This is a genomic window from Vibrio sp. Vb0304, from assembly GCF_033338995.1.
GTDB lineage: Bacteria > Pseudomonadota > Gammaproteobacteria > Enterobacterales > Vibrionaceae > Vibrio > Vibrio alginolyticus.
Genome location: NZ_JAWOTT010000001.1, coordinates 370463 through 392771, shown reverse-complemented (window position 1 = coordinate 392771; position 22309 = coordinate 370463). Strand labels below are relative to the sequence as shown.

The following is a 22309-nucleotide window of genomic DNA, read 5'->3' as shown; positions in this document are numbered from 1 at the left end:
GATAAAATAGCAATTGAGAAAGGTCTAACACGTCTGGAAACGTGACCAAGAAACTAGCAAGTAAGAAACCCTTGCTCCATTGAGATTAAGTTCTTTTACGAAAACTCATGGGTAAAAATCGGATTTTTGTTTTACCTTTCCGAAACACTACTAAATGATAAAAGTCATTCAATACCATGTAACTCTTTCCAGTTTCCTGGATGAACCACATAGCCGAACAGAGCATGCCCACCATAAACCAATTCAGTCCCTTCCGGTATCCACAGCATCTGACCTGGGTGCACAAAATGTGTTTCACCATTTGCGGTCAGCTCGAAACAGCCTTCAATCACGAAAATAACTTCATCATAAAGCACTGTCCAAGCCACTTTAGCGCCTTCCCATTTAGCAAAGCCTACGCCTATGTTTGGTGAAATTTCTGGGCTTAACGCCCTTGCAACATACGCCATTCCCGGCGTATCACCACGAACATTGAAATCTAGACTTTTACTATCAACAAGTTTGACTTGCTTCATAATTCACTCCGGCTTTGCCATTTTGCTAATTGGATACGCGTTTTTACTCCCAAACCTAAAAAAGGCTCTGGCGGATTCAAACAAGGCATTCCTGTCACTTGCTGTATGTCATCCAATGATTTAGATGTCGCACCAACGACATAGTCAGCTAACAGTGTTCCAGAAATGGTTCCCCACGCAGCACCAACACCATTGTCACAAGCGCTGGCATAAACACCTTCATCTAATTGACCGAAAAAGTTAGTAAAGTTACGAGAGATGGCATACACCCCACCCCATGTGTGAGTAAATGGTACGTCGGCCAGCTCGGGATAACGCGCCAGAAAGACCTGACGATGATCGTCGCGAATTTGTTCTCTGACTTTATCGTTCATGCTTGAGCCATATTTCGGCACGTGTTTGTAAGTATTGCGGATCAAAATACGTCGATCGGCGGTCATACGTAACGTCGTTCCCGCATGATCAGCTGGAGTTAACCCCCAATTCAGCTCACCTCCGTATCGCTGCATTTCTGCGTCGGTTAATGGACGCGTCCAGCTTGCAAACGTCATCACTGGAAGTAGTCTGTTTTTAAGATAACCAAACTCCCGAGTAAAAATGCTGGTCCCAAGCAGCAGTTCAGGGGCTTCAACAGAGCCTCTATCTCCATGTAATACCCAGCAACCGTTTTCTTTACTGAGCTTGCGGATTGGCGAGTTCTCTAACACCTCGACGTTCTCTGGAAGGCTTTCCCCTAGCCCACGCACCAAAGCAGCAGGTTGCATTAAATAACCACCTGGCGTGTAAATTGCGCGGCTGTAGTAGTTTGTTCCCAAGACTCTCGCCAGCTCACTGCCATTAACATGGAAGTATGGTTCGCCAAGGTCTTTCATTAGGTGCTCAAAGTGATCGAGATACGCTTCACCGCGCGCCCCTACGGCTCCTTGATATTTGCCCTTTGCTGACCACTGACAAGAAATACTGTGCTTCGACACTAAAGTGTTTAGCTGAGCAATCGCAGAACGGTTGAGTGATAATAACTTTTGCTTGTGCTCAGGGTCGGGATGCTCAAGTGAAAACTTATGAGGCAAATCGATAACAAAGCCCGAATTTCTTCCTGAAGCCCCTTGGCCGATACGTTGCGCATCAATCAGTATAATTCGTGCATTAGGCATAAGTTCAGCTAAACGTCTTGCCATAGCTAGGCCTGCGAAACCGGCACCTAACACGGCATAGTCAGCACTTTGTTTACCTTTTAACGCCGATTTTTCTGGAATACTTGGCAACGCATGGTACCAACCACACGTCACGTCATCATTGGGTAAATGAATCATCTTTTTTCTCCGCTACGCTGCTGACAGTTTCAATGACAATTGATCTAGCCAAGGGCCGCGTAATGACTGTACTTTTCTTCCTAGCAACGCAAAACCGAGCATTGCTCCTTCTGGTGAATAAAACGCAGCGGTCAATTCATCTGCTTGGTTCTCGATGTACCATTGTCCCTGTTCTTCAGCGGCTACCGGGAAAATCGTGAGTGGAAGAATCGGCGTTTTTACAATCACTGGAGTTGGTGTTAACGAGATAGGGGCGACATCGCCTAGCAAGCTTTTCGCTACAGAAGGGATCATTTGATTAATCGGTGCAATATAGGGCTGCCAACCTTGCTCAGTTTCAACACAGTCACCTAGCGAGTAAATATTCTCATCACTCGTCTGGCCGAATTGATTCACTTTAATGCCACGGCCCACTTCGAGCCCTGCTTGCTCAGCCAGAGAAACATTTGGCTTGAGTCCAACCGCGCTTAGCACTAGGTCTGCTTCAATCTGCTTGCCACTGTTCAGATGTAAAACCGCACTGGATTCGGACCTTGGCTCGATTCTGGCGATACTGTCTTGTAGAGCCCATTGCACGCCTCGTTCGGCGAGTGCACTTTGTAATGATTCACCCAACTGTTGCGGGATCAAACGCTCCATTGGCCATTGACCCAACCCGATAACTGTCACTTCATAACCGCTTTCGATCAGGTCATTCGCGAACTCACAGCCAATTAAGCCATCACCTAGGATCGCGATGCGCTTTTTGTCTTGCAGCTCCGATCTGAAACGGCGGTAGTCAACTAAGTCGTTCACACTCATAACCCAAGAGCGATCGCCCTCAATTGGGATTTCAATCGGTGATGCACCTGTTGCCAGTACCAAGCGGCTGTAGGCGTATTTACCGATGGAGGTATGTAGCGTTGAATTGGCACGATCGATCTGTTCAACACGCGTATGCGGGTAAACGCGGATATTGAGACGGCTTTCCCACTTCAACGCGCTTTCACTTTGCAGCGCGTCGCCGTCTTTGTTCATGACCAACGCATTAGACAAAGCTGGTTTGCTGTACAAAGCGCCATCATCAGCGGTAAAGACGGTGATAGCAACCGTCTCGGATTGTGCTCTAAGTGCCGCCGCCAACTGGTAACCACTGTGGCCACTACCGATGATAACGATAGGGTCATTTGAGAATACAGGTTGAGTAACTTCAGATGGAAGAGGCTGAGCCGTATTTCGCTGAACAGACGCTTCTACCGACACCGAAGACACAGCTGCAACCTCTTCTAGTGGCGCATCGTCGGTGATTTCGATCATTTCAAAATCGGCCTTACCCACTAAACAGTCAGGACATAACCAGTCATCCGGTACATCTTCCCATGCTGTTCCTGGTGCAATGCCATCGGATGGCCAACCTTGTGCTTCATCATAGATTAAGCCGCAAATAATACAGAGCCACTTTCTCATCACTTATACTCCAACTACCTTGTTCAGAATTTCCGTGTTTACAAACCGCTGTCAGATTTGTTGTGATTCCATCAACCTCGCCCTAGCTTGTGGTCTGAAATCCAAGCCGGTACGAGGTGATGAAAATACAGTTACACGGTAGCTATACGTTGCTGTCTTACTGCAAACGAATGGCAATATTGCGTGTCTGGACGTAGCTATAAATCGCTTCTTGTCCTTTTTCTCGCCCAAACCCGGACAAGCCCACGCCACCAAATGGTGTTTCGATGCCACCAGCAAACCATTCATTGATGAACACTTGTCCACCACGCAGTTGCTGTGCCACACGCAATGTTTGGTTTAGGCTTTCACCAAAGACACCAGCGACCAGGCCAAAATCGGTGCCATTCGCGATTTCAACGGCCTCTTGCTCGGTTTCAAACGGTGTAATTACCAGTACAGGGCCAAACACTTCTTCTTGAGCAATACGCATATCTGGTGAGGCTTCAATCACCGTCGGTGCCACAAAGTAACCTGACAAATCAGGGGCGTACCCACCCGTTAGGATGTTCGCGCCGTCGGCTTTTGCTTGTTCTATCATTTCAAGCACGCGTGCTTGTTGATCAGCCGATACCAACGGTGTGATGTCCGGCTGGCTTTCGCCTTGGCCAATGGTTAGGCTTTTTGCCATTTCCACTACCGCCGCTTTTACTTCTTCATAACGCTCTTTTTGAATTAGCAAACGAGACATTGCCGAACAAACTTGACCAGCGTTAAAGAAAATACCGACTTGAACGCTTTGTAAAAGCGTTTCGAGACTCACATCTTTCAGTGCGATAGCGGCCGATTTACCACCCAGCTCCATCACAGATGGTGTGGCGCGTTGCGCTGAATCTTTCAGTATGCGTTGGCCGGTCGGCACAGAACCTGTAAAGACAATTTGATCAACGTCTTGATGCTGCACCAAATGACTGCCAACGACTGAGCCTTTGCCACATAGCAAGTTAATCGTGCCTTTTGGGAAGCCCGCTTTTTCAATCGCTTTAATCAACAACGTCATGGCAAGTGGAGAAATCTCTGGCGATTTGATCACCACTGCGTTACCTGCGGCTAATGCAGGTGCCAATGAGCGTGCACAAATAGAGACAGGGAAATTCCACGGCACAATCTGCACTGACACGCCAAACGGCACATATTGAGTGAAGTCGACATAGTCTTTACCCAACGGAATTGACGTGCCTTCCAGCTTGTCGGCCATGCCAGCGTAGTATTCGAAGTAACGTGCCGACTCTAAAAACTCATCTTTGGCATCTTGCAAAGATTTCCCATTTTCACGACAGGCAACTAACCCACCTTCATCAACCATTTCACGAATAGCTGCGGCGGCTTTTAACATCCACTCGGTTCTGACGGCGGGACGAACGTCCGAAAGAAGACCTTGATAGACCACTCGACGTGCCGCTGCCATTGCGCGATCGGCATCGGTGATAGTGGCTTCTGCAATCGTCGCATACGCTTCGGCTGTGCCAGGGTTCATGACGGTCAGCGCTTGCTCTGAATCGCACCACTCACCATCAATATAATTAAGGTAATGCATCATATTACTGCTCCAGTGCCGCTTTCACTTGCTTTGCCAACCAGGTTTGGAAGAAATGCGTCGGAACATCCATTTCTGGTGAGAACACACCACCACCAAAGCCAGGTGAGTAACGACCTTCCTGCATGCCCTCGACCGCTCCAATATCTTCGCCGAATACGACTCGCCATGACTCAACGGTAGCAGTACGGCACGCAGCGAACTCATCTTTCGTTGCTTCATCACCCACATAGAAAACACGTAGGTGCTCAACACTCTTATTCGCAGTGATTGGTTCAATCATCATCGCAAAGGCATGATCGGCTTGAATACCAAGCAACACGTTTGGAAAGAGTGCAACATATTCTGCATGACGCAGTTTATCTTCTGGCCAGTTTGGAAATTTAGGTAAGTGTGTTCCTGCAGTATCAGAGAGGTTGTATGCGAGACTACCTTGGCCAGCAAAACGCTCTGCAAACATGATGTTGTAGTGATCCTCTAGGCGAGAATAACTGTTCAAACTCGGATGCACCCAAGGTAAGTGGTAAGCTTCACAGTAGTTTTCTACGGCAAGCTTCCAGTTACTTTTCACTTCTATCTCTAGGTTGCCACCCATGTTCACGCGGCGAAGAAGCCCTAATCCTTCTTCACCTAAGAATTGCTGCCAACGTTGCTCTAGCGGCGCGATATGCTCTTCAAAGCTTTCTGCATTGCCCGATAAGTTGACGAACACCATGTCCATCCAAACGGCTGAACGAAGTGGCTTAAGGCCATGTTTTTCACACTTAAATCGGTCATCTTTGTGTTTTGCGATACCACCAATGTGTGGTGTGCCTTTTAGATTGCCGTCAAGATCGTACGTCCATGAATGGTAAGGACAGCGAATCATGCCTTGAACTTCGCCTGCCTCATGAACCAGCTTCATACCACGATGACTACATACGTTGTGGAAAACTTGGACTTCACCTTGGCGATTTCTCATCATGAGTAGTGGAAGATTCATGAAATCAAGTGGCATCACATAACCATTTTTAAGCAGGTCTGATGCAAAACCAATACATACCCAAGTGTTACCAAACACCTGATCACGCTCAAAAGTAAAATACTCTTCGCTGGTGTAGGCCTGATTCGGCATTCCTGTTGCTTCACTGATTGGGTTCAGTACATTATCAACAAGTTCAACAGGAATAATGGTTTGGTTGACATTGCTCATATTCTTATCTCCGAGAGTCGAGTTGCATCCAGTGCGTACAACATCGTGTTGTGTTAGTGGAGAAGATTTTGATTAACAACCCGGCAACAAACAAACGACTTTTTCGCCGGGCTTGGATGAGTTTTTGTCATTCATGCATTGATCTCGAACAAAAAAATAACCTTTTAATTAACAATGATCTTCTTGTCATGATTAATACTCATTAACCGATGAGTATTAATCAGTTGAAACACAAAAGCCCTCTCTCTACTCTCTTTCAAAAATTAACAATAACGCAACAAACAATAACGTTAAAACAAACGCACTGTGAGGGATGCCTATGAGAGCAACATCTGGGATATTGAAAGGACTCAATCCGACTGTGACAATCGCATCAAAGATCGTCGTTATCGGTTTTGTACTTTTCTGCGCCATTCTCGCCAATCAAGCGGGCCAATACTTCGAAACGATTTCCGGCATTTTGCTACAGAATATGAAGTGGTTTTACATCGGACTTGTTTCACTCGTTGTCGGTTTTCTTCTTTACCTTATGGTTAGTCGATATGGGCATATTCGTTTGAGTAAAGATGACGAAAAACCAGAGTTTAGTTATTTGTCTTGGGTATCCATGCTTTTTTCCGGAGGCATGGGGATAGGCTTGATTTTCTGGTCGGTCGCCGAACCGATGTGGCATTACGCTGACAACCCATTTACTCAAGGCCTGACCAATGAAGCCGCAACAACATCAATGAAACTGACATTCTTTCACTGGGGTCTACATCCTTGGTCTGTCTTTATCATTGTTGCACTCGCATTAGCTTACTTTTCCTACCGTAAAGATCTGCCTTTTACCCTACGCTCTATCTTGTACCCTTTGATTGGTGATCGTATTTATGGGCCTATCGGACACACGGTTGATATCCTAACAGTCGCGGTGACTGCTTTCGGTATCTCTCAAACCTTGGGGATGGGAGTTATCCAAATAAACTCTGGTTTGAATCAAGCCTTTGGTCTAGAAATTAGTTTGGGGATTCAACTCTTTATTATCGTTTCCCTTTGTACTTGTGCGGTTGCGTCGGTGCTATCTGGTGTAGGAAAAGGTATTCGCCGTTTATCAGAATGGAACATGCTGCTTTCACTCGCACTCGTGCTAGTAGTACTTTACATTGGTCCAACTCGCTATATCTTAAATACGCTACTTGAAAGCACAGGGCTTTATGCACAAAACATTGTCGGTATGAGCTTATGGAGCGATGCACAGAATGACTCTGGCTGGCAAAACTGGTGGACGGCTTATTACTGGCCTTGGTGGATGACTTGGGCACCTTTCGTTGGCATGTTTGTGGCTCGTATCTCTAAAGGACGCACAATACGTGAACTTATCGGCGGTGCTCTCATCGTACCCACGCTGATCACGTTTTTATGGATTTCAGTATTTGGTGGTGCAGCGTTGAAGGTAGAGCAAGACGCTCGTGTTGCTCATCAAGAGCAAGTCACTGCGGCACAAGAAGCCAAACAAACACCACCTGCGGATTTTTCTGGCGGCCCGATTCTTGAAGCGACTAAAGCCGATACGACACGCGCTTTGTTTACGCTATTCGACAATCTAGATACAGGTATGTTTGGTAAACTACTTAGCGTGCTTGCGTGTCTATTACTCGGTACTTATTTCATTACCTCCGCAGACTCGGGTACCTTGGTTCTATGTACCCTCGATGCCGCTGGGCACAGTGAGCCTCCCACCTCTATACGCGTATTGTGGGGGATCATGATCGCAGCCATTGCGGGAGTACTTCTATACGCAGGAGGGTTAAAAGCAATGCAAACGGCCTCCATTATTGCCGGTTTCCCTATCGCCATTTTTATCGCGGTGATGAGCTTAACGCTGTTTCATAGTATTCGACGCGAACCTAAGCCATGGGCAATGCTTCCAGAGCATGTTCACCCAGAGCAAGAGAAACTTGATGGTCCTGTTGAACCGCTTGTTGAAAGCAAAACAGTGGTTTCCGAGCCTATTGCTTCAACATCCTCACTAAAAGATGATTCCACACTCAATCAGGGACCAGTACTAAGTTAGTGAGTCGTTTCATCAATCAATTAAAACAAAGCGGGAACTGGTACTCCCGCTTTTTTAACATGACCAAACTCTGTTATTTTCTCTGCTTATTGATTTAGGCTAAACCTCGATCACCCACCTCATCTGGCAACTGTTGCAAAAGCCACTCTCTAAAACGCTTGACGCTTGCTGGGATTAAACCTCTATTTTTAGGTTCAAGCATAGAGAAATTGGAAGGTGTTGAAAGCACGTGTTCGACTGGCCTAACTAAAGCACCGCTTTGTAAATAGTCGTCCACTAATGATCCCCAGGCTAACGCGATTCCCTGACCATTAATTGCCGCTTGTAACAGCATTGGATAGTTATTGATGTTCATGCGATTACGAGGCGAAATATTTGGCAATCCTACACTCGCAAACCACTGCTCCCAATTCACCCAATCTCTTTGAGACTCTTCCAGATAGAGTAACGTTTTATTGAAGATTTCTTCTGGCTTACTAGGCTGGCCGATTTTCTCTAAATAAAGCGGGCTACACACAGGGAATACTTCTTCTGAAAATAGCGTTGTCACATCCATTTCCGCAGGTGGAGTGCGACAATAAAACAAGGCGAGATCGCAATCTAATCGGCGTAAGTCCAACACATTATCTGAGGCCAATATTCTTATATCGATGTCATCATGTTCATTTTGAAATTGAGCAACCTTAGGCAACAACCACAAGGCTGCCATTGCATTTGTCGTCGCAACCGTGATCTTTTGTTCGCCCTGCCACTTCTTCACTTCACCCGTGATTTGAGCAATATCGAGCAAAGATTGGCTGACAGCTTGATAATATTGAAGACCTGTAGGCGTTAAATTAATGCTTCGATTGGCTCGCGTGAATATAGCCTTGCCTAAGTATTCTTCTAATTGTCTAATTTGGCGACTGATAGCACCTTGGGTCACGTTTAGCTCGTCAGCGGCTAACGTAAAACTCAAGTGCCGCGCCGACGCTTCAAACGCAACGAGGCTATTTAAAGGAGGGAGGGGTTTGATTTTCATGTATCTTCCAGTAAGGCCGTATTGTAATTATTTTTATTCCCGGCAATCTTATGTTGCACGTGGATAATGCCATTCTGGACAACACCTCAAAAACGACAATTTATAAATGATAAAAAATAGAGATGAATCATAAATTGTTGTGAGAGAGACTGCCGTATACAGTTTCGTGGCTACAACGAGCACAAAAAGAGGAGCAGTTACTCCTCTTTTGCCTAGCCTTTTGCTCACTTTCTTCGAGTTAGCCCATCTACCCTATTGCCAGTTTAGTACTCGCGTAACGCGCTTTTTTCTTTCTTGGACTGGCTAAGAAGTACGCTAATGTAAGAGGCCCTAATCGTCCCATAAACATCATGAAGATGATCACTAACTCACCCGGTTCGGACAAACTGCCCGTTAAGCCTCGCGACAAACCAACCGTACCCAGTGCCGAGACCGCTTCGAACATAATATCTAACATAGACGCTTTCTCTGTCAGTAACAGCGTGAATATGGCAAACCAAGTCACGCCCACCGAGATCAGAGTCAGCGCCAATGCCTTGCTGATGGTCTCTTTGGGAATCTTGCGTTGAAAGGCATAGGTTGCTTCATCGCGACGCAAATAGCTGTAAGTCGCCAAGACTAACACTATAAATGTCACAACTTTAATGCCACTTGCCGTACTCAATGATCCACCGCCGATAAACATCAACACCAGAATGATCGCCGTTGTGGCATCTTCCAACTGATCGATAGCTAAAGTGTTGAACCCTGCCGTTCTTGGCGTCACCGCTTGAAACCACGATGCCCACCATTTCCCTGCTTCGCTCAAAGGGCCAAGCGTGTTGGGGTTATCATATTCAATCAGGTAAATGGCGATAAGTGCCACCACGTTAATGATCACCGTGCCTAAGATCATCATTCGACTGTAAACGGTGAGTCGGTGCCAACGGCGATTGCGTTTTAAGTCAATCCAAACCGAGAAGCCTAAACCACCAATAATGAACAAACTGGTAATGGTGAAGTTAACGACCGGGTCGTCCACGTAAGGCATTAAGCTATCGGCACTCAACGCAAAACCTGCATTGTTAAACGCACTGATGGTGTAGAAGAAACCATGGAACAAACTGGTTTTCCAACCCAGCTCTTCACTCCAATAAACGCTCAAAATAGTGAAACCAATAAGTTCAACGAGCAGAGCGAACATCAATACAGATTTAGCAGTGGCAATGAGTGTCGATGAGTCAGTTTGGTTGAACGCCTCTCTCGCGACGGCTCGCTCCAAAAAGCCAATTTTTCCGCCCAGAGCCAGCAAGGTCACGATGGCAAACGTCATTAAACCTAGGCCACCACATTGAATCAGGAAAGCAATAACCACTTGCCCAAAAGGCGTAAACGCCGTGCCCGTGTCCACCACAACTAATCCCGTCACCGTAATGGCCGATGTTGCTGTAAACAGGCTTTGAATCCAAGTGATGGGCTCTGTGGTGGCAATCGGCAGTTTGAGTAAGACCGTGCCGAGCATGATCAAGCACGCAAAGCTGAGGCTAAGTATTAATGGCGGTGCGCCCAACAATTTTTTGCCCGCTTTGGGTTTTCGCTCGATGGGGATAATAGAGGGATGCCACAAAACCATGTTACACCAACCTTGGAGCGACGTATTTCAGCTCAGCGCGACTACCACAAAGCAACAGCGTGTCGAACTCATTAAGCACAAACTCATCATTGATATTGGTGTAGACGGCTTCTTCGCGCTTCACCAAGATAGGCTGAATGTTGTAACTGCCTCGGCTGATCAACTTAGAAAGCGGCATATCGTGCAGATTGGATTTAACGTGGATTTCCACCACATACAAACCATGACCCATTTCCAAATAGTTGTTCACCATCGGATAGTTGAGTGCCTGCGCGACTCTTACGCCCATCTCCTCTTCCGGATGAATAATGCGTTGTACGCCAAGCTTAGACACGATGGTGTGGTGCGCTTTGGTGCTCGCTTTGACCCAAATGGATTTCACACCCAGATTTTTCAGCGCCAGCGTACACAACAAACTGGCTTGCATGTCTTCGCCAATCGCCACCAACACCACATCACTGTTCGCTAGCGCTAACTCTCTGAGTGCACCTTCGTCTGTTGCGTCACATATGACCGCTTGCGTTAACTCTTCGACGTATTTTTCGACGATTTTCGGGTCGCTATCCACCCCCGTTACGGTGTGTCCAAGATGAATAAGTTCTAAGCTGGCGGCAACGCCAAATCGCCCTAGACCAATTACTGTAAAGTGAGCCATATCAATACCTAACTGTGTTTTATGTATAGAACATGCTAATGCGTTAAGGGCTAGACTGATTTTCCGTCACGGAAAATAGGCAACACGAATCCTGTTCGAGTGCCGATAACCAGCACTAAACCTTGGCATTAACGTTGATTAAATTTGGAATTTAGTAGTGCTTGGACGTCTCAAGCACTAAACGATAACCCAGCCCCGGCTCGGTTTTTAATAGCCGCTGTTCGTCAGCACTATCGTTCAGTTTTTTGCGTAGTTGACTCACTAACACACGTAAGTAGTGAGTGTCTTCGACATGACTTTTTCCCCAAATCACCGCTAGCAAATGAGTTTGCTCAATGAGTTTTCCCGGCTTGAGAATCAACTGTTCAATGAAAGAAAACTCTTTCTTGGTGAGTGGAATTTCCCTCTGATCCAACCAAAATTGGTGAGTACTTTTGATGATTTTGACTCGGCCAGCCACCAGCTCATCAGCGACGGTTTGCTCATCCACCAAATCTCGAACCAGCACTTTGATGCGCGCGATGAGCTCTTTTACGCCAAAAGGCTTGCTCAAGTAATCATTCGCGCCCGCTTCTAAAAGGCGGATTTTTTCCTCTTCTTGATCGCGAGCTGTCAGCACTAGCACTGGCGTTTTATAGGTCTGACGAAGCGTAGTGAGAAACTCCGCCCCATCGCCGTCGGGCAAGCCTAAATCTAGCAGAATGACGTGCGGCGAATGCGCTTCGAAACACGCTTTGGCTTCTGAAATGGTACTCGCGCCAATGTAATCAAACCCTTCAGCAGACAGCGAAATTCGAATAAAGGTATGAATGCGAGGCTCATCGTCCACGACTAAAACTTTGTAACTCACGCCTGCTCTGCTCCTTGATTGAGTGGAAGTCGAATGCGGATCAGCGTCCCTTCTGATACTGGCATAGATTGAATATATCCTTGGTGTGCGGTGATGATGCCTTTGGCAACCGCGAGTCCCATTCCGGTGCCTGAATCGGCCGATTTGTTGTTCACACCGGAATAGAAAAGGCTGAATATTTTTTCCGCATCTTCAGCTTTGATGCCAATCCCCATGTCCCGAACATCAATCACGCACGACGAACCCTGCTTAGAAAGTGAAACCTCAACAGATTCATTCTCTGGTGAAAATCGCATGGCATTATCCAACACATTAAAAATCGCTTGTTCGATTAGCGAACGACTTACTGATAAATAACCAACGGAATCATCCATATTCATGGAAACTTTCTCGGTGTAATTCGGCAAACGAGAAACCGCATCCCGCACAATATCTGCAATCAGCTCATCTTTTTTGGTAATTTTTAATGTGCCATGCTGGAGCTTAGTCGCCTGTAAAAGGTTCTCGATATATTGGTGCAAACGGTGGCTTTCTGAAGTCGCACTGTCGAGCAATTCTTTGCGCTCTAAGTCATTGAGCTTGGGCATGTACTCGTTGAGTGTGGTCAGTGTTCCAATAATGGTTGCTAGCGGCGTGCGTAGATCATGGGACACCGATAGCAGGATGCTGTTTTGCAGCTTGGTTTGTTTTAACTCTCCCTGCTGCCGACGATAAAGATCCGCAAAGGTGCTGGTGATAAAAGCCACCACCATAAACACGACTAAATTAAAAATGTCTTCCGGACGAAACATCTGCAAAGAGTAACGAGGTGTCGTAAAAAAGAAGTTGAAGCTCAGCGCTTCGATCACCGCCGCCGCATAAGCGAATCGCGAGTTGCATTGAAACGCCACTACCACGACAGCTAACTGTAAAATCAGCAGGACTGCGGCTGTAGAGCCAAACAGTTGGTCTAACAACCATGAGACGACAACCGCGCCAACAATCACGGTAGTAGAAAAGAGAAAGGTGTTATCTCGCCATTGAACAAACATAAAATACATCAACCAAAATTCGATGTAGAAAACTTTAGCAAAAGCCCATTCGGAGTTCGCGTAAAAAAAGCGTAAAAAATTCAATAACGACAGTAAGTTATAAACATAATCATCATTAAGTTGGCCTAACTCAATGAATAATCACAAGTTAACGTTGCCCATTAACGCCTACTTACTCGGTATAAACGACAGACACAAAAAAGAGGAGCATTTGCTCCTCTTTCGTGTAGCGTCATATTAGATGACTTGTAGTTGAGCATCACCTTGCTCAGACAAAAAGCCGCCGGTTTGATGCTTCCACAGCTGAGCGTAAACACCACCCAATTGCAGCAGCTCGTAATGCGATCCTTGCTCAATGATTTTGCCGTCATCCATTACAATCAAACGATCCATCGCGGCAATCGTTGATAAACGGTGAGCAATCGCAATCACTGTTTTTCCTTCCATCAGAACTTCAAGGTTTTCTTGAATTGCCGATTCTACTTCTGAATCAAGTGCAGACGTTGCTTCATCCATGATCAAAATTGGCGCGTTTTTCAGCAGCACGCGAGCAATCGCCACACGTTGACGCTGACCACCAGACAGCTTCACACCGCGTTCACCCACTTCAACGTCATAGCCAACGTTACCTTGCTCGTCTCGTAGAGATTGAATGAAATCATGAGCATGTGCTTTCTCAGCAGCTGCGATAACGGCATCCATTGAAGCATCTGGATCACCGTAAAGAATGTTCTCTTTAATTGAACGATGCAGCAAAGAGGTGTCTTGCGTGATCATACCGATGTGTTGGCGAAGAGACTCTTGTTCAACTTGAGAAATGTCCTGTCCATCAATGCAAATCTTACCGCTATTTACGTCGTAAAAGCGCAGCAACAAGTTGACCAACGTGGATTTACCTGCCCCAGAGCGACCGACAATGCCGACTTTTTCGCCCGGTTTGATAGTCAGATTCAAGTTCTCAAATACTGCCTTCTCATCACTGTAGTTAAAACCTACGTGATCAAAGCAGATCTCACCTTGAGAGATTTGCAAAGGCTTAGCATTTGGTACGTCTTTCACTTCAACATCGTTTGAAATCGTATTAATACCGTCTACTACTGTACCGATGTTTTCAAACAGTGCGCTAACTTCCCACATGATCCACTTCGACATACCTTGTACGCGCAACGCAATACTGATGGCAATCGCAATAGCACCAATTGTTACAGCGTGATCTAGCCATAGATAAACCGAAATGGCACTAATAGACATCAGCAGCAAATAGTTGATGGCATCCACACTAAACAGTAAACAAGTCACCATGCGCATTTGGCGGTAAACCGTCACCAAAAATTGCTTCATGCTGCTTTCTGCGTATTCCAACTCTCTTTGCGAGTGCGCGAATAGCTTTACGGTAGATATGTTGGTGTAAGAATCGACAATGCGCCCAGTCATTACAGAACGAGCATCCGCTTGCTCCGTCGCTACTTGTTTCATTTTAGGGATAAAGTAGAACTGGATAACCGCGTACATTCCTATCCAAATCACAATAGGCAACATTAGCAAACCATCGGCTTCGCCCATCATCCAGAGCATCGAAAGAAAATAAACGCTGATATAAACCAGTACATCCACCAGCTTCATGACCGTTTCTCGTACCGCTAACGCACTTTGCATCACTTTGGTCGCAACTCGGCCTGCAAAGTCACGCTGGAAAAATCCAACCGCTTGTTTTAGCAAGTAACGGTGAATCAACCAACGGATAGACATCGGGTAGTTACCCAATAACGTTTGGTGCATCACCATTGAGTGGACAAAACCGAGAGCTGGCATCACAACCGCCACTAAGAACAGCATCATTAGCATGCGATCACCCTGGTCTTGCCAGAATGTTGCGCGATCTTGATTAGAGAGAATATCGACGAGCTCGCCCATATAACGCAACAGCGTCACCTCTGTGATGGCAATAAGCGCACTGAACACTGCCATAACGAGTAAAGGGGCTTCAAAGCCACGAGTGTAAAAACGACAAAAGCCAAATAGCGTCTTCGGTGGCTTTTCGGTTTCCATCTGGGGAAAGGGTTGGGTCAGTTTTTCAAACCAATTGAACATAACAATGACTTTAGGTACCGCGAATGAATTTGCGAACGTTTTACTATCTTTTGATACAAAAGTCAGTAAAATACCGAAACAAAAGCTCAAATGATAATAATTACAATTAAGTTTAGCGTTAATCATAATTATCGGGAATAGATTTATGCAAAAGAATAACTCACTGACCATCGCTATCCGCAACGCGTTGGTTTGTGCTTTAGCACCTACAGCAGTGGTTGCATTCACAGCACAAGCTCAAGAAGACGTCGTACAAGATGACGTGATTGCCATGGAGACCATAACGGTCACCGCGCAAGCACTTAAAGTAGAAACCCCGGCAGCAGAAACGCCGCGCAGCGTATCTATCATTTCTGAAGATGAACTTCGTGTTCGTGCACCGAAAAAGCTAGATGAAGCATTACGCTACACGTCTGGTGTAACCGCTCAGCCTTATGGCGCAGACAACGACACTGATTGGTTCAAAGTTCGTGGATTTGATGCAGCGACTTACCTAAACGGCAACCGCCTATTCCGCGATGGTTACTACACATGGTTGGTCGAACCTTACGGCCTAGAAAGTGTAGAAGTCGTTAAAGGTCCATCGGCTATTCTGTTTGGTGAATCGGCACCAGGCGGTATCGTGAATGCTGTTCAGAAAAAACCAACGTTTACGCCTCAAGGCGAAGTAAAAGTCGAAGTTGGCAACAACCAACACCAATCCGTAGGTTTTGACATTGCTGACGAAGCAAACGACGCAGGCACTGTGCGCTATCGTTTGGTTGGCTTGATGACAAGCCAAGATGGTGAACTGGACGGCACAAATAACGAGCGTTTCTACCTAGCGCCAAGTGTCGAGTTCGACATTTCTGACCGTACAATGCTGACCGTTTTGGCAACTTACCTTCATGATGACGGTGTACCAACTAACCCATTCTTCCCGGCAGCAGGTACTCTGATTGGTTCTAACTTTGGCAAAATCGATCCTTCGACTAACCTTGGTCAGCCAAACTACGATAAATACGAACGCACGCAGTTTTCTCTAGGTTACTTACTAGAGCACGACATCAATGACACGTGGTCACTCTCGCAAAACCTCAACTACGGTTCGAATGAGTTGTACTTGCGCAGCTCTTACGCGTTCTCAAACAACGATCCAGCGAAAGAAGAGTTAACGCAAGGCATCGTATTCCGTGACGGAAAAAACCAGAGCATCACGTTCGATAACAATGCTGTCGGTAACTGGATGACAGACAACGCAGAGCACACAGTGCTTATCGGTATGGATCTGCAATTCCACAAAACCGATGGCGACGAGCAGGACAACTACGCATTTGGCACCATCAATCCGTGGAACCCAGTTTACGGTAACTTCACCCCTCTTGATCCTGCCAACAACGTGAAACGTGAGATTGAGAAATCTCAAGCAAGTCTCTATTCACAATACCAATTGAAACTGCATGAACAGTGGATTGGTAACATCGGTGCTCGTTACGACTGGGTGAAAACAGAAAACTCTGGCAAAGGCGCTACCGTTGATCAAAGTGAATCTCGTGATGATGGTCAGCTCTCTCTAAGTGCGGGTGTGATGTACCTTGCAAACAATGGCCTGTCACCTTACGCAAACTACTCTCAGTCGTTTGAAGTGATCAGCACTATTGATGCGGCAACCAATGAACTTTACAAACCGCTGGAAGGCGAGCAAGTAGAAGTGGGTGTGAAGTATGAGCCAAGCTTTATGGATGGCTTTATCAACCTTGCATGGTTCGACATCACGCAAAAGAATGCATTGGTCACAAACCCATCAACATGGATTGCGACACAAACAGGTGAAGTGACATCTCAAGGTGTTGAGCTAGAAAGCACGGCGCAGCTAACCGACGATCTAAAACTGATGGCAAGCTACACCTACACTAAAGCGAAAACAGATGAGAGCTTTGGCCAAGGTAAAAAACAAGCCGCACTTATTCCTGAGCACCAAGCTTCTGCATGGGTAGACTACAGCGCCTACAGCCTGATTCCAGGCCTCAATATCGGTACTGGTGTGCGCTACGTAGGTGAGTCAAAAGATAACCCTAAGAGCTCGAACCTAACGGTTCCTTCAGTCACTCTTTGGGATGCGTCAGTCACTTACGACATCACTTCACAGTGGCAAGCACAGCTAAACGTGAACAACATCCTAGATAAAGATTTTGTTTCAGGTTGCGATTACTGGTGTTACTACGGCCAGTCTCGCTCTGTTATGCTAAACGCAAACTACCGCTGGTAATTGTACTTCTACTCCCCTCTATTGAGGGGAGTTTTCTCCTAAGAGCCATCCATGTTTCAACTGTCTAATATTGAGATCGTGCGAGGTGGACGTCAGATCCTCGGCATCGAACAACTTAACATCCCAACAAATGAGCTAACGGTCGTTTTAGGCCATAACGGTTCAGGTAAGTCGACACTGGTGAACCTGCTTTCTGGTCAAATGCCACCAGATAAAGGCACGGTAACACTAAACGATACTTCCCTTTCATCACTCAAAACCAAAGAGTTGGCAAAACAGATCGCCTATTTGCCACAAAAGCTGCCCTCTTCGGCTGGTTTAACGGTAGAAGAGCTAGTGCGCTTAGGTCGCTTTCCGTGGCGTGGGGCACTTGGTCGTTGGAAAGCTGAAGACAAACAGATCATCACGCAGGCTATGGAACGAACAGGGGTTACACCTTTTGCTCAAGCTTTGGCGGATGACTTATCGGGCGGCGAGCGCCAACGCGCTTGGGTGTCTATGCTACTGGCTCAACAATCGCCAATTTTAATTCTCGATGAGCCAACCTCGGCGCTCGATGTTCACCATCAGTTTCAACTAATGGCGCTGCTGGCAGAACTGAATCGAACCGAGAACGTAGGCATTATCGTGATCCTGCACGATCTGAACTTAGCCCTGCGCTACGCCACCCACATTGTTGCGCTCAAAAAAGGTAAAATTGCCTTTGAAGGCAACGCCGACATGTTGTTAGACGAGGCACGCCTTTCTAAACTATATGAGTCACCAATTAAGCTGATTGAGCACCCAAGCCCGGCTAACACATTAGCGAGCCAAAAGGTGGCTGTTGTATGCGCATAATGGCTCGTTTACTTACTGTGGTTACACAATCTGCTTTTCTCCTCGTATTTTTTATGACCAATGCACATGCAGTCATCACCGTTACCGATGAATATGGTGAGCATAGTTTTGAGCATGCGCCTCAACGCGTTGTTGCCTTAAACTGGGACATCTTAGAACAAGTTTTGGCGCTAAACGTAGAACCAATCGCAGCCCCAAATTTACCAGGCTACCGCCAATGGGTCGTCAATCCAACTGCACCAGAGTCAATTGAAGATATTGGAACCCGAGCAGAGCCCAACTTAGAAAAAATAGCCAGTTTGAAACCAGATGTCATCCTTGCTGCGTCTCCACAGCAAGACTTGATTCCGTTACTCAAACAAATTGCTCCGGTAATCTATTTACCTAATTTTTCTGAAAATGAGGCCGCAGCTGAAACGGCCATTCGTCACTTTCGTACGCTCGGCAAGCTATTCAATAAAGGGGCACTTGCTGAACAGAAATTGGCAGAATTAGATGCTTCATTTGCGCAGATGCGCCAGCGAATTCGCCACTATTACTCTGCTCCACTCAGCGTTCTTGTGATGCGATTTTCAACTCCGAATACTGTATTACTTGCAACCGAAAACTCCACCACTGACTACGTGGTTAGAAAACTGGGATTACAGGCTCCAATTAAAGAGGCCCCACGTGCGTGGGGAGTAAAGCAAGATCGAATCAATCGGCTTCAGAGCCTTCAAAACAGCTACGTTCTCTACGTACAACCTTTCCCAGAAGAACGAAAACTGAAAGAGTCGCCACTTTGGCAAGCGATGCCGTTTGTGAAAAAGCAGCGGGTAAATTCAGTCAGAGCAGTGTGGGCGTATGGCGGTGCCATGTCTTTGCAATACACCGCAGAAGCGATTACCGACAGTCTAATAGAGTTGGCACCAGAACAATGAGAACGAAACATTATATTGGTTATCTGGCGCTGATTACGTTACTTAGCGTCTTTAGCCTACAAATTGATACTAATTTATCACTTTTCGAACAATGGCAATTATTAACAAAACCAGAGGTAGCAACCGAGTTTCGTGATGTATTCTTTACGCAAGCGCAGCTTCCTAGGTTAAGTATGACCCTGCTTGTTGGTGCCATGCTTGGTCTCACCGGCAGCTTAATGCAGCAATTAACGCAGAATAACCTCACCTCGCCGTTGACTCTTGGCACCTCTTCTGGTGCTTGGCTTGCATTAGTCGTGGTAAACATTTGGTTCGTCGATTGGGTCGCCGATTACTCTGCATTAGCCGCAATGGTTGGGGCTTTAGTGGCGTTTGGCCTGATCGTATCAATTGCCGGTGTGCGTAATATGACAGGTTTGCCGTTGGTCGTTTCGGGGATGGTGATCAATATCTTGCTCGGTTCTATCGCCACAGCCATTATTATTTTAAACGCCCAGTTCGCACAGAATATTTTTATGTGGGGAGCAGGAGACCTTTCTCAATACAGCTGGGATTGGTTTGAGTGGTTATTGCCTCGCTGCGCTATCGCAATCGTAATTTTGATCGTCGCACCACGTATTCTGACCTTAATGAAACTGGGACAAGAAGGCGCAGCAGCCCGAGGCTTAGCGGTATTACCCGCGTTTGGTGCATTAATGGTGATGGGTATCTGGCTGGTATCAGCCTCCATCACCGCAGTTGGTATTATCAGCTTCATCGGATTACTGACACCCAATATTGCCAGAGCGATGGGGGCAAGAACACCGCGCGACGAATTGATCAGCAGCATGCTTTTGGGCGCAATGCTACTAATCATAACAGACTCTGCCGCTATCTCGCTGAGCTTATGGTTAGAGGAAACCATTCCTAGCGGCGTAGCGGCTGCAGCTATTGGCGCTCCCGCTTTAATTTGGTTTACTCGTAAAAAGCTGACGGCAACCGATCAACTTAACCTTTCAATGAGCCAAGGAAAAACGGCGCTTTCTAAACGCGCGGTATGCAGCATTGCGCTATTCAGTCTGGTTGGGATTCTAGCTTACTCATTCGTTACCCATGGTATAAACGGAATTCAATGGTCTGTGCCAGGTGAGTTCCAATGGCAATTGCGTTGGCCGCGAATGTTAACCGCACTTTCTGTCGGTATTGCGCTATCCGTTGCCGGAATCATTTTGCAACGCATTGTTTATAACCCTCTGGCAAGTCCCGATATTCTCGGTGTGTCTTCCGGAGCCACGTTTGCCATTATAACGACAGGAGTCATCGCTGGGTCGCTTCTCTCCGTATTTAGCTGGGGTATCGCTTTTTTCGGAAGTATGTCCGTATTGATGTTATTGCTGATTATCGGTAAACGAAGCCATTTTAATCCATCTAACTTCGTGTTGTCCGGCATCGCACTAACGGCACTATTAGAAGCCCTCGTTCAATTTTCGCTAGCTCAAGGCTCAGGTGACAGTTACAAAATTTTATTGTGGCTAACTGGTTCTATTTATCGAGTCACAGCCGACACCGCACTGATGCTATGTTTGGCCATAATAGTTCTGCTTGCCGCTGTATTCTCGATTTCTCGTTGGCTAACACTAATTTCCATCGGGCGACAATTCTCAAATGCACGAGGGCTTAACCCTACCGTAGCCAATACGCTTATGCTCACCATCGTTGCTTTGTTATGCGCCTTTTCTACCGCTACAGTTGGTCCAATATCTTTTGTTGGCTTGGTCGCTCCCCATATGGCGATGATGTTAGGAGCAAGAAAAGTGAAAGAGCAACTGTGTGTCGGTGCCTTAATTGGCGCAACCCTAATGTTGTGGGCAGATTGGCTAGGACAAATCGCTATTTATCCAAGTCAGGTCGCAGCTGGCACGTTGGTCGCTATTATAGGCAGCACTTACTTCCTATTTTTAATGCTGAAGAGTAAATTCAGCTAAGTTGGGAATATTGTTACAGCCTAAAAATACGCTAAGAAAAACAAACCCCGCTATTTTGATAGCGGGGTTTGAAATTAAAGGCGAAGTACGATGCTCTATTCTTCTCGCACTACAGGAAAACGTTCCTCATAAAGTTCCATAAAGTCCTTACGAATTAAGTGCTCTAAGTGGTTCGCTTTATCGGTTGGGCAGAAAATCATCACGTGCAGAATTTGTTCACCATTAATGTTGCTAGAAATATGCATATGTGGCTCAGAACCAGGAAGGTCAACACCGGCATGTTTTTCAATCATCGCATTGTAACGATGTGCAACATCAGCAAAGTAACTGCAATGTTCTTCAATTTTATCAGTTAAAATCGGTAGCAGTGGATACAAATTGACGAAGTCTTTCACCACTACAGAAAAGTTGTGGTAAACGTACCGCTTCATGAAGTTGAGGTTCTTTACTGGATAGGTAAAGAACATACTATTAGGCAATGTCGCTGTTTTGCCGGTGTAATGATATTGCCCATGATGCAGGTCGATCTCTTGAATCACCGTCGCCATCATATTGTGCTCAATCACTTCACCGCATAACTTCCCGACCTCAATCCAGTCCCCAACGCGAAAAGAACGTGAACTTGCTCTTTGAATCGAACCCGTAAAACACAAAATGATTTCTTTGGATGCCACTACAATGGCAACGGCAATCGCCGTTACACTCAGAGCAAACTCGTTAATTTCTGATTGCCATAAAATAAATAAAATCAGTAATGTAACAGCAAAGGTGCCATTTTTAGTTCTGGACATCCAACTACGCTGATCTTCTGAGAGAAAAGCGTGATCACCACGAATCATCGATAAAATTGCACGACGAATTAACCACATAATCGCAAAGATCAGTGCGGTAAAAATCAATTTATGAGTGAGAAGAAAATCGACAACTAACTGCACTTTCTCCATTCCACGGCTCCCTCGAATAAAAATACGGCCCAGTAACA

At 46.2% G+C, this 22309-nt stretch carries 17 protein-coding genes and 1 pseudogene; 5 read left to right on the top strand and 13 right to left on the bottom strand.

Annotated elements, in window-relative coordinates:
• Positions 1 to 164: 164 nt before the first annotated feature.
• The 6 genes and pseudogenes from R7P35_RS01675 to R7P35_RS01650 form a co-directional block, all read right to left on the bottom strand.
• Entirely contained in the window at positions 165 to 515 is a 351-nt protein-coding gene (locus R7P35_RS01675; protein ID WP_005375208.1) for an ethanolamine utilization protein EutQ, read from the bottom strand.
• Entirely contained in the window at positions 512 to 1828 is a 1317-nt protein-coding gene (locus R7P35_RS01670) for an NAD(P)/FAD-dependent oxidoreductase (protein ID WP_193837289.1), read from the bottom strand. The genes R7P35_RS01675 and R7P35_RS01670 overlap by 4 nt, the downstream gene beginning before the upstream one ends.
• A gap of 12 nt (positions 1829 to 1840) precedes the next feature.
• Positions 1841 to 3124 carry an NAD(P)/FAD-dependent oxidoreductase gene (locus R7P35_RS01665; protein ID WP_225491648.1) on the bottom strand — a complete coding sequence of 428 codons (1284 nt, stop codon included), beginning with the start codon at positions 3122 to 3124 and terminating at the stop codon, positions 1841 to 1843.
• Positions 3113 to 3274, bottom strand: a pseudogene (locus R7P35_RS01660) (rubredoxin); the annotation flags it as partial. The pseudogene R7P35_RS01660 and the gene R7P35_RS01665, both read right to left, overlap by 12 nt.
• A gap of 157 nt (positions 3275 to 3431) precedes the next feature.
• Positions 3432 to 4853 carry an aldehyde dehydrogenase family protein gene (locus R7P35_RS01655; protein ID WP_169628845.1) on the bottom strand — a complete coding sequence of 474 codons (1422 nt, stop codon included), beginning with the start codon at positions 4851 to 4853 and terminating at the stop codon, positions 3432 to 3434.
• A 1-nt stretch (position 4854) separates the two neighbouring features.
• Positions 4855 to 6042, bottom strand: coding sequence for an aromatic ring-hydroxylating oxygenase subunit alpha (locus R7P35_RS01650; protein ID WP_054577059.1), 1188 nt, complete (start codon positions 6040 to 6042; stop codon positions 4855 to 4857).
• A gap of 319 nt (positions 6043 to 6361) precedes the next feature.
• Between R7P35_RS01650 and R7P35_RS01645 the strand changes: the two genes are divergently transcribed.
• Positions 6362 to 8098: a BCCT family transporter gene (locus R7P35_RS01645; protein ID WP_031778888.1), complete on the top strand. Its 1737-nt coding sequence runs from the start codon at positions 6362 to 6364 to the stop codon at positions 8096 to 8098.
• A 94-nt stretch (positions 8099 to 8192) separates the two neighbouring features.
• Here the strand turns inward: R7P35_RS01645 and R7P35_RS01640 are convergent, their stop codons facing one another.
• The 6 genes from R7P35_RS01640 to R7P35_RS01615 form a co-directional block, all read right to left on the bottom strand.
• Positions 8193 to 9119: a LysR substrate-binding domain-containing protein gene (locus R7P35_RS01640; protein WP_318091598.1), complete on the bottom strand. Its 927-nt coding sequence runs from the start codon at positions 9117 to 9119 to the stop codon at positions 8193 to 8195.
• Positions 9120 to 9366: 247 nt separating this feature from the next.
• Positions 9367 to 10731, bottom strand: coding sequence for a TrkH family potassium uptake protein (locus R7P35_RS01635; RefSeq protein WP_005375181.1), 1365 nt, complete (start codon positions 10729 to 10731; stop codon positions 9367 to 9369).
• Between the two features lies 1 nt (position 10732).
• A complete protein-coding gene (locus R7P35_RS01630; protein WP_169628844.1) occupies positions 10733 to 11386 on the bottom strand; it encodes a potassium channel family protein in 654 nt (217 codons plus the stop codon).
• A 151-nt stretch (positions 11387 to 11537) separates the two neighbouring features.
• Positions 11538 to 12236 carry a response regulator transcription factor gene (locus R7P35_RS01625; protein ID WP_169628843.1) on the bottom strand — a complete coding sequence of 233 codons (699 nt, stop codon included), beginning with the start codon at positions 12234 to 12236 and terminating at the stop codon, positions 11538 to 11540.
• Entirely contained in the window at positions 12233 to 13267 is a 1035-nt protein-coding gene (locus R7P35_RS01620; protein WP_169628842.1) for a DUF4118 domain-containing protein, read from the bottom strand. Before R7P35_RS01620 ends, R7P35_RS01625 begins: the two co-directional genes overlap by 4 nt.
• Positions 13268 to 13504: 237 nt before the next feature.
• The gene (locus tag R7P35_RS01615; protein WP_042521744.1) at positions 13505 to 15358 is read right to left on the bottom strand and encodes an ABC transporter ATP-binding protein; all 1854 of its coding nucleotides are present in this window, start codon (positions 15356 to 15358) and stop codon (positions 13505 to 13507) included.
• 145 nt (positions 15359 to 15503) lie between these two features.
• On the opposite strand from R7P35_RS01615, the gene R7P35_RS01610 reads away from it, so the two are divergent.
• Genes R7P35_RS01610 through fhuB form a run of 4 tightly spaced genes read left to right on the top strand, consistent with a single transcriptional unit; the run spans position 15504 to position 21327 of the window.
• The gene (locus R7P35_RS01610; protein ID WP_158155436.1) at positions 15504 to 17606 is read left to right on the top strand and encodes a TonB-dependent siderophore receptor; all 2103 of its coding nucleotides are present in this window, start codon (positions 15504 to 15506) and stop codon (positions 17604 to 17606) included.
• 51 nt (positions 17607 to 17657) lie between these two features.
• Entirely contained in the window at positions 17658 to 18443 is a 786-nt protein-coding gene (locus R7P35_RS01605; protein ID WP_017635311.1) for an ABC transporter ATP-binding protein, read from the top strand.
• A complete protein-coding gene (locus R7P35_RS01600; RefSeq protein WP_158155438.1) occupies positions 18434 to 19363 on the top strand; it encodes an iron-siderophore ABC transporter substrate-binding protein in 930 nt (309 codons plus the stop codon). Before R7P35_RS01605 ends, R7P35_RS01600 begins: the two co-directional genes overlap by 10 nt.
• Positions 19360 to 21327 carry a Fe(3+)-hydroxamate ABC transporter permease FhuB gene (fhuB, locus tag R7P35_RS01595; RefSeq protein WP_025768543.1) on the top strand — a complete coding sequence of 656 codons (1968 nt, stop codon included), beginning with the start codon at positions 19360 to 19362 and terminating at the stop codon, positions 21325 to 21327. The genes R7P35_RS01600 and fhuB overlap by 4 nt, the downstream gene beginning before the upstream one ends.
• Positions 21328 to 21422: 95 nt before the next feature.
• Here fhuB and R7P35_RS01590 read toward each other — a convergent pair whose 3' ends face one another.
• Entirely contained in the window at positions 21423 to 22271 is an 849-nt protein-coding gene (locus R7P35_RS01590; protein ID WP_158155440.1) for a mechanosensitive ion channel family protein, read from the bottom strand.
• Positions 22272 to 22309 lie beyond the last annotated feature (38 nt).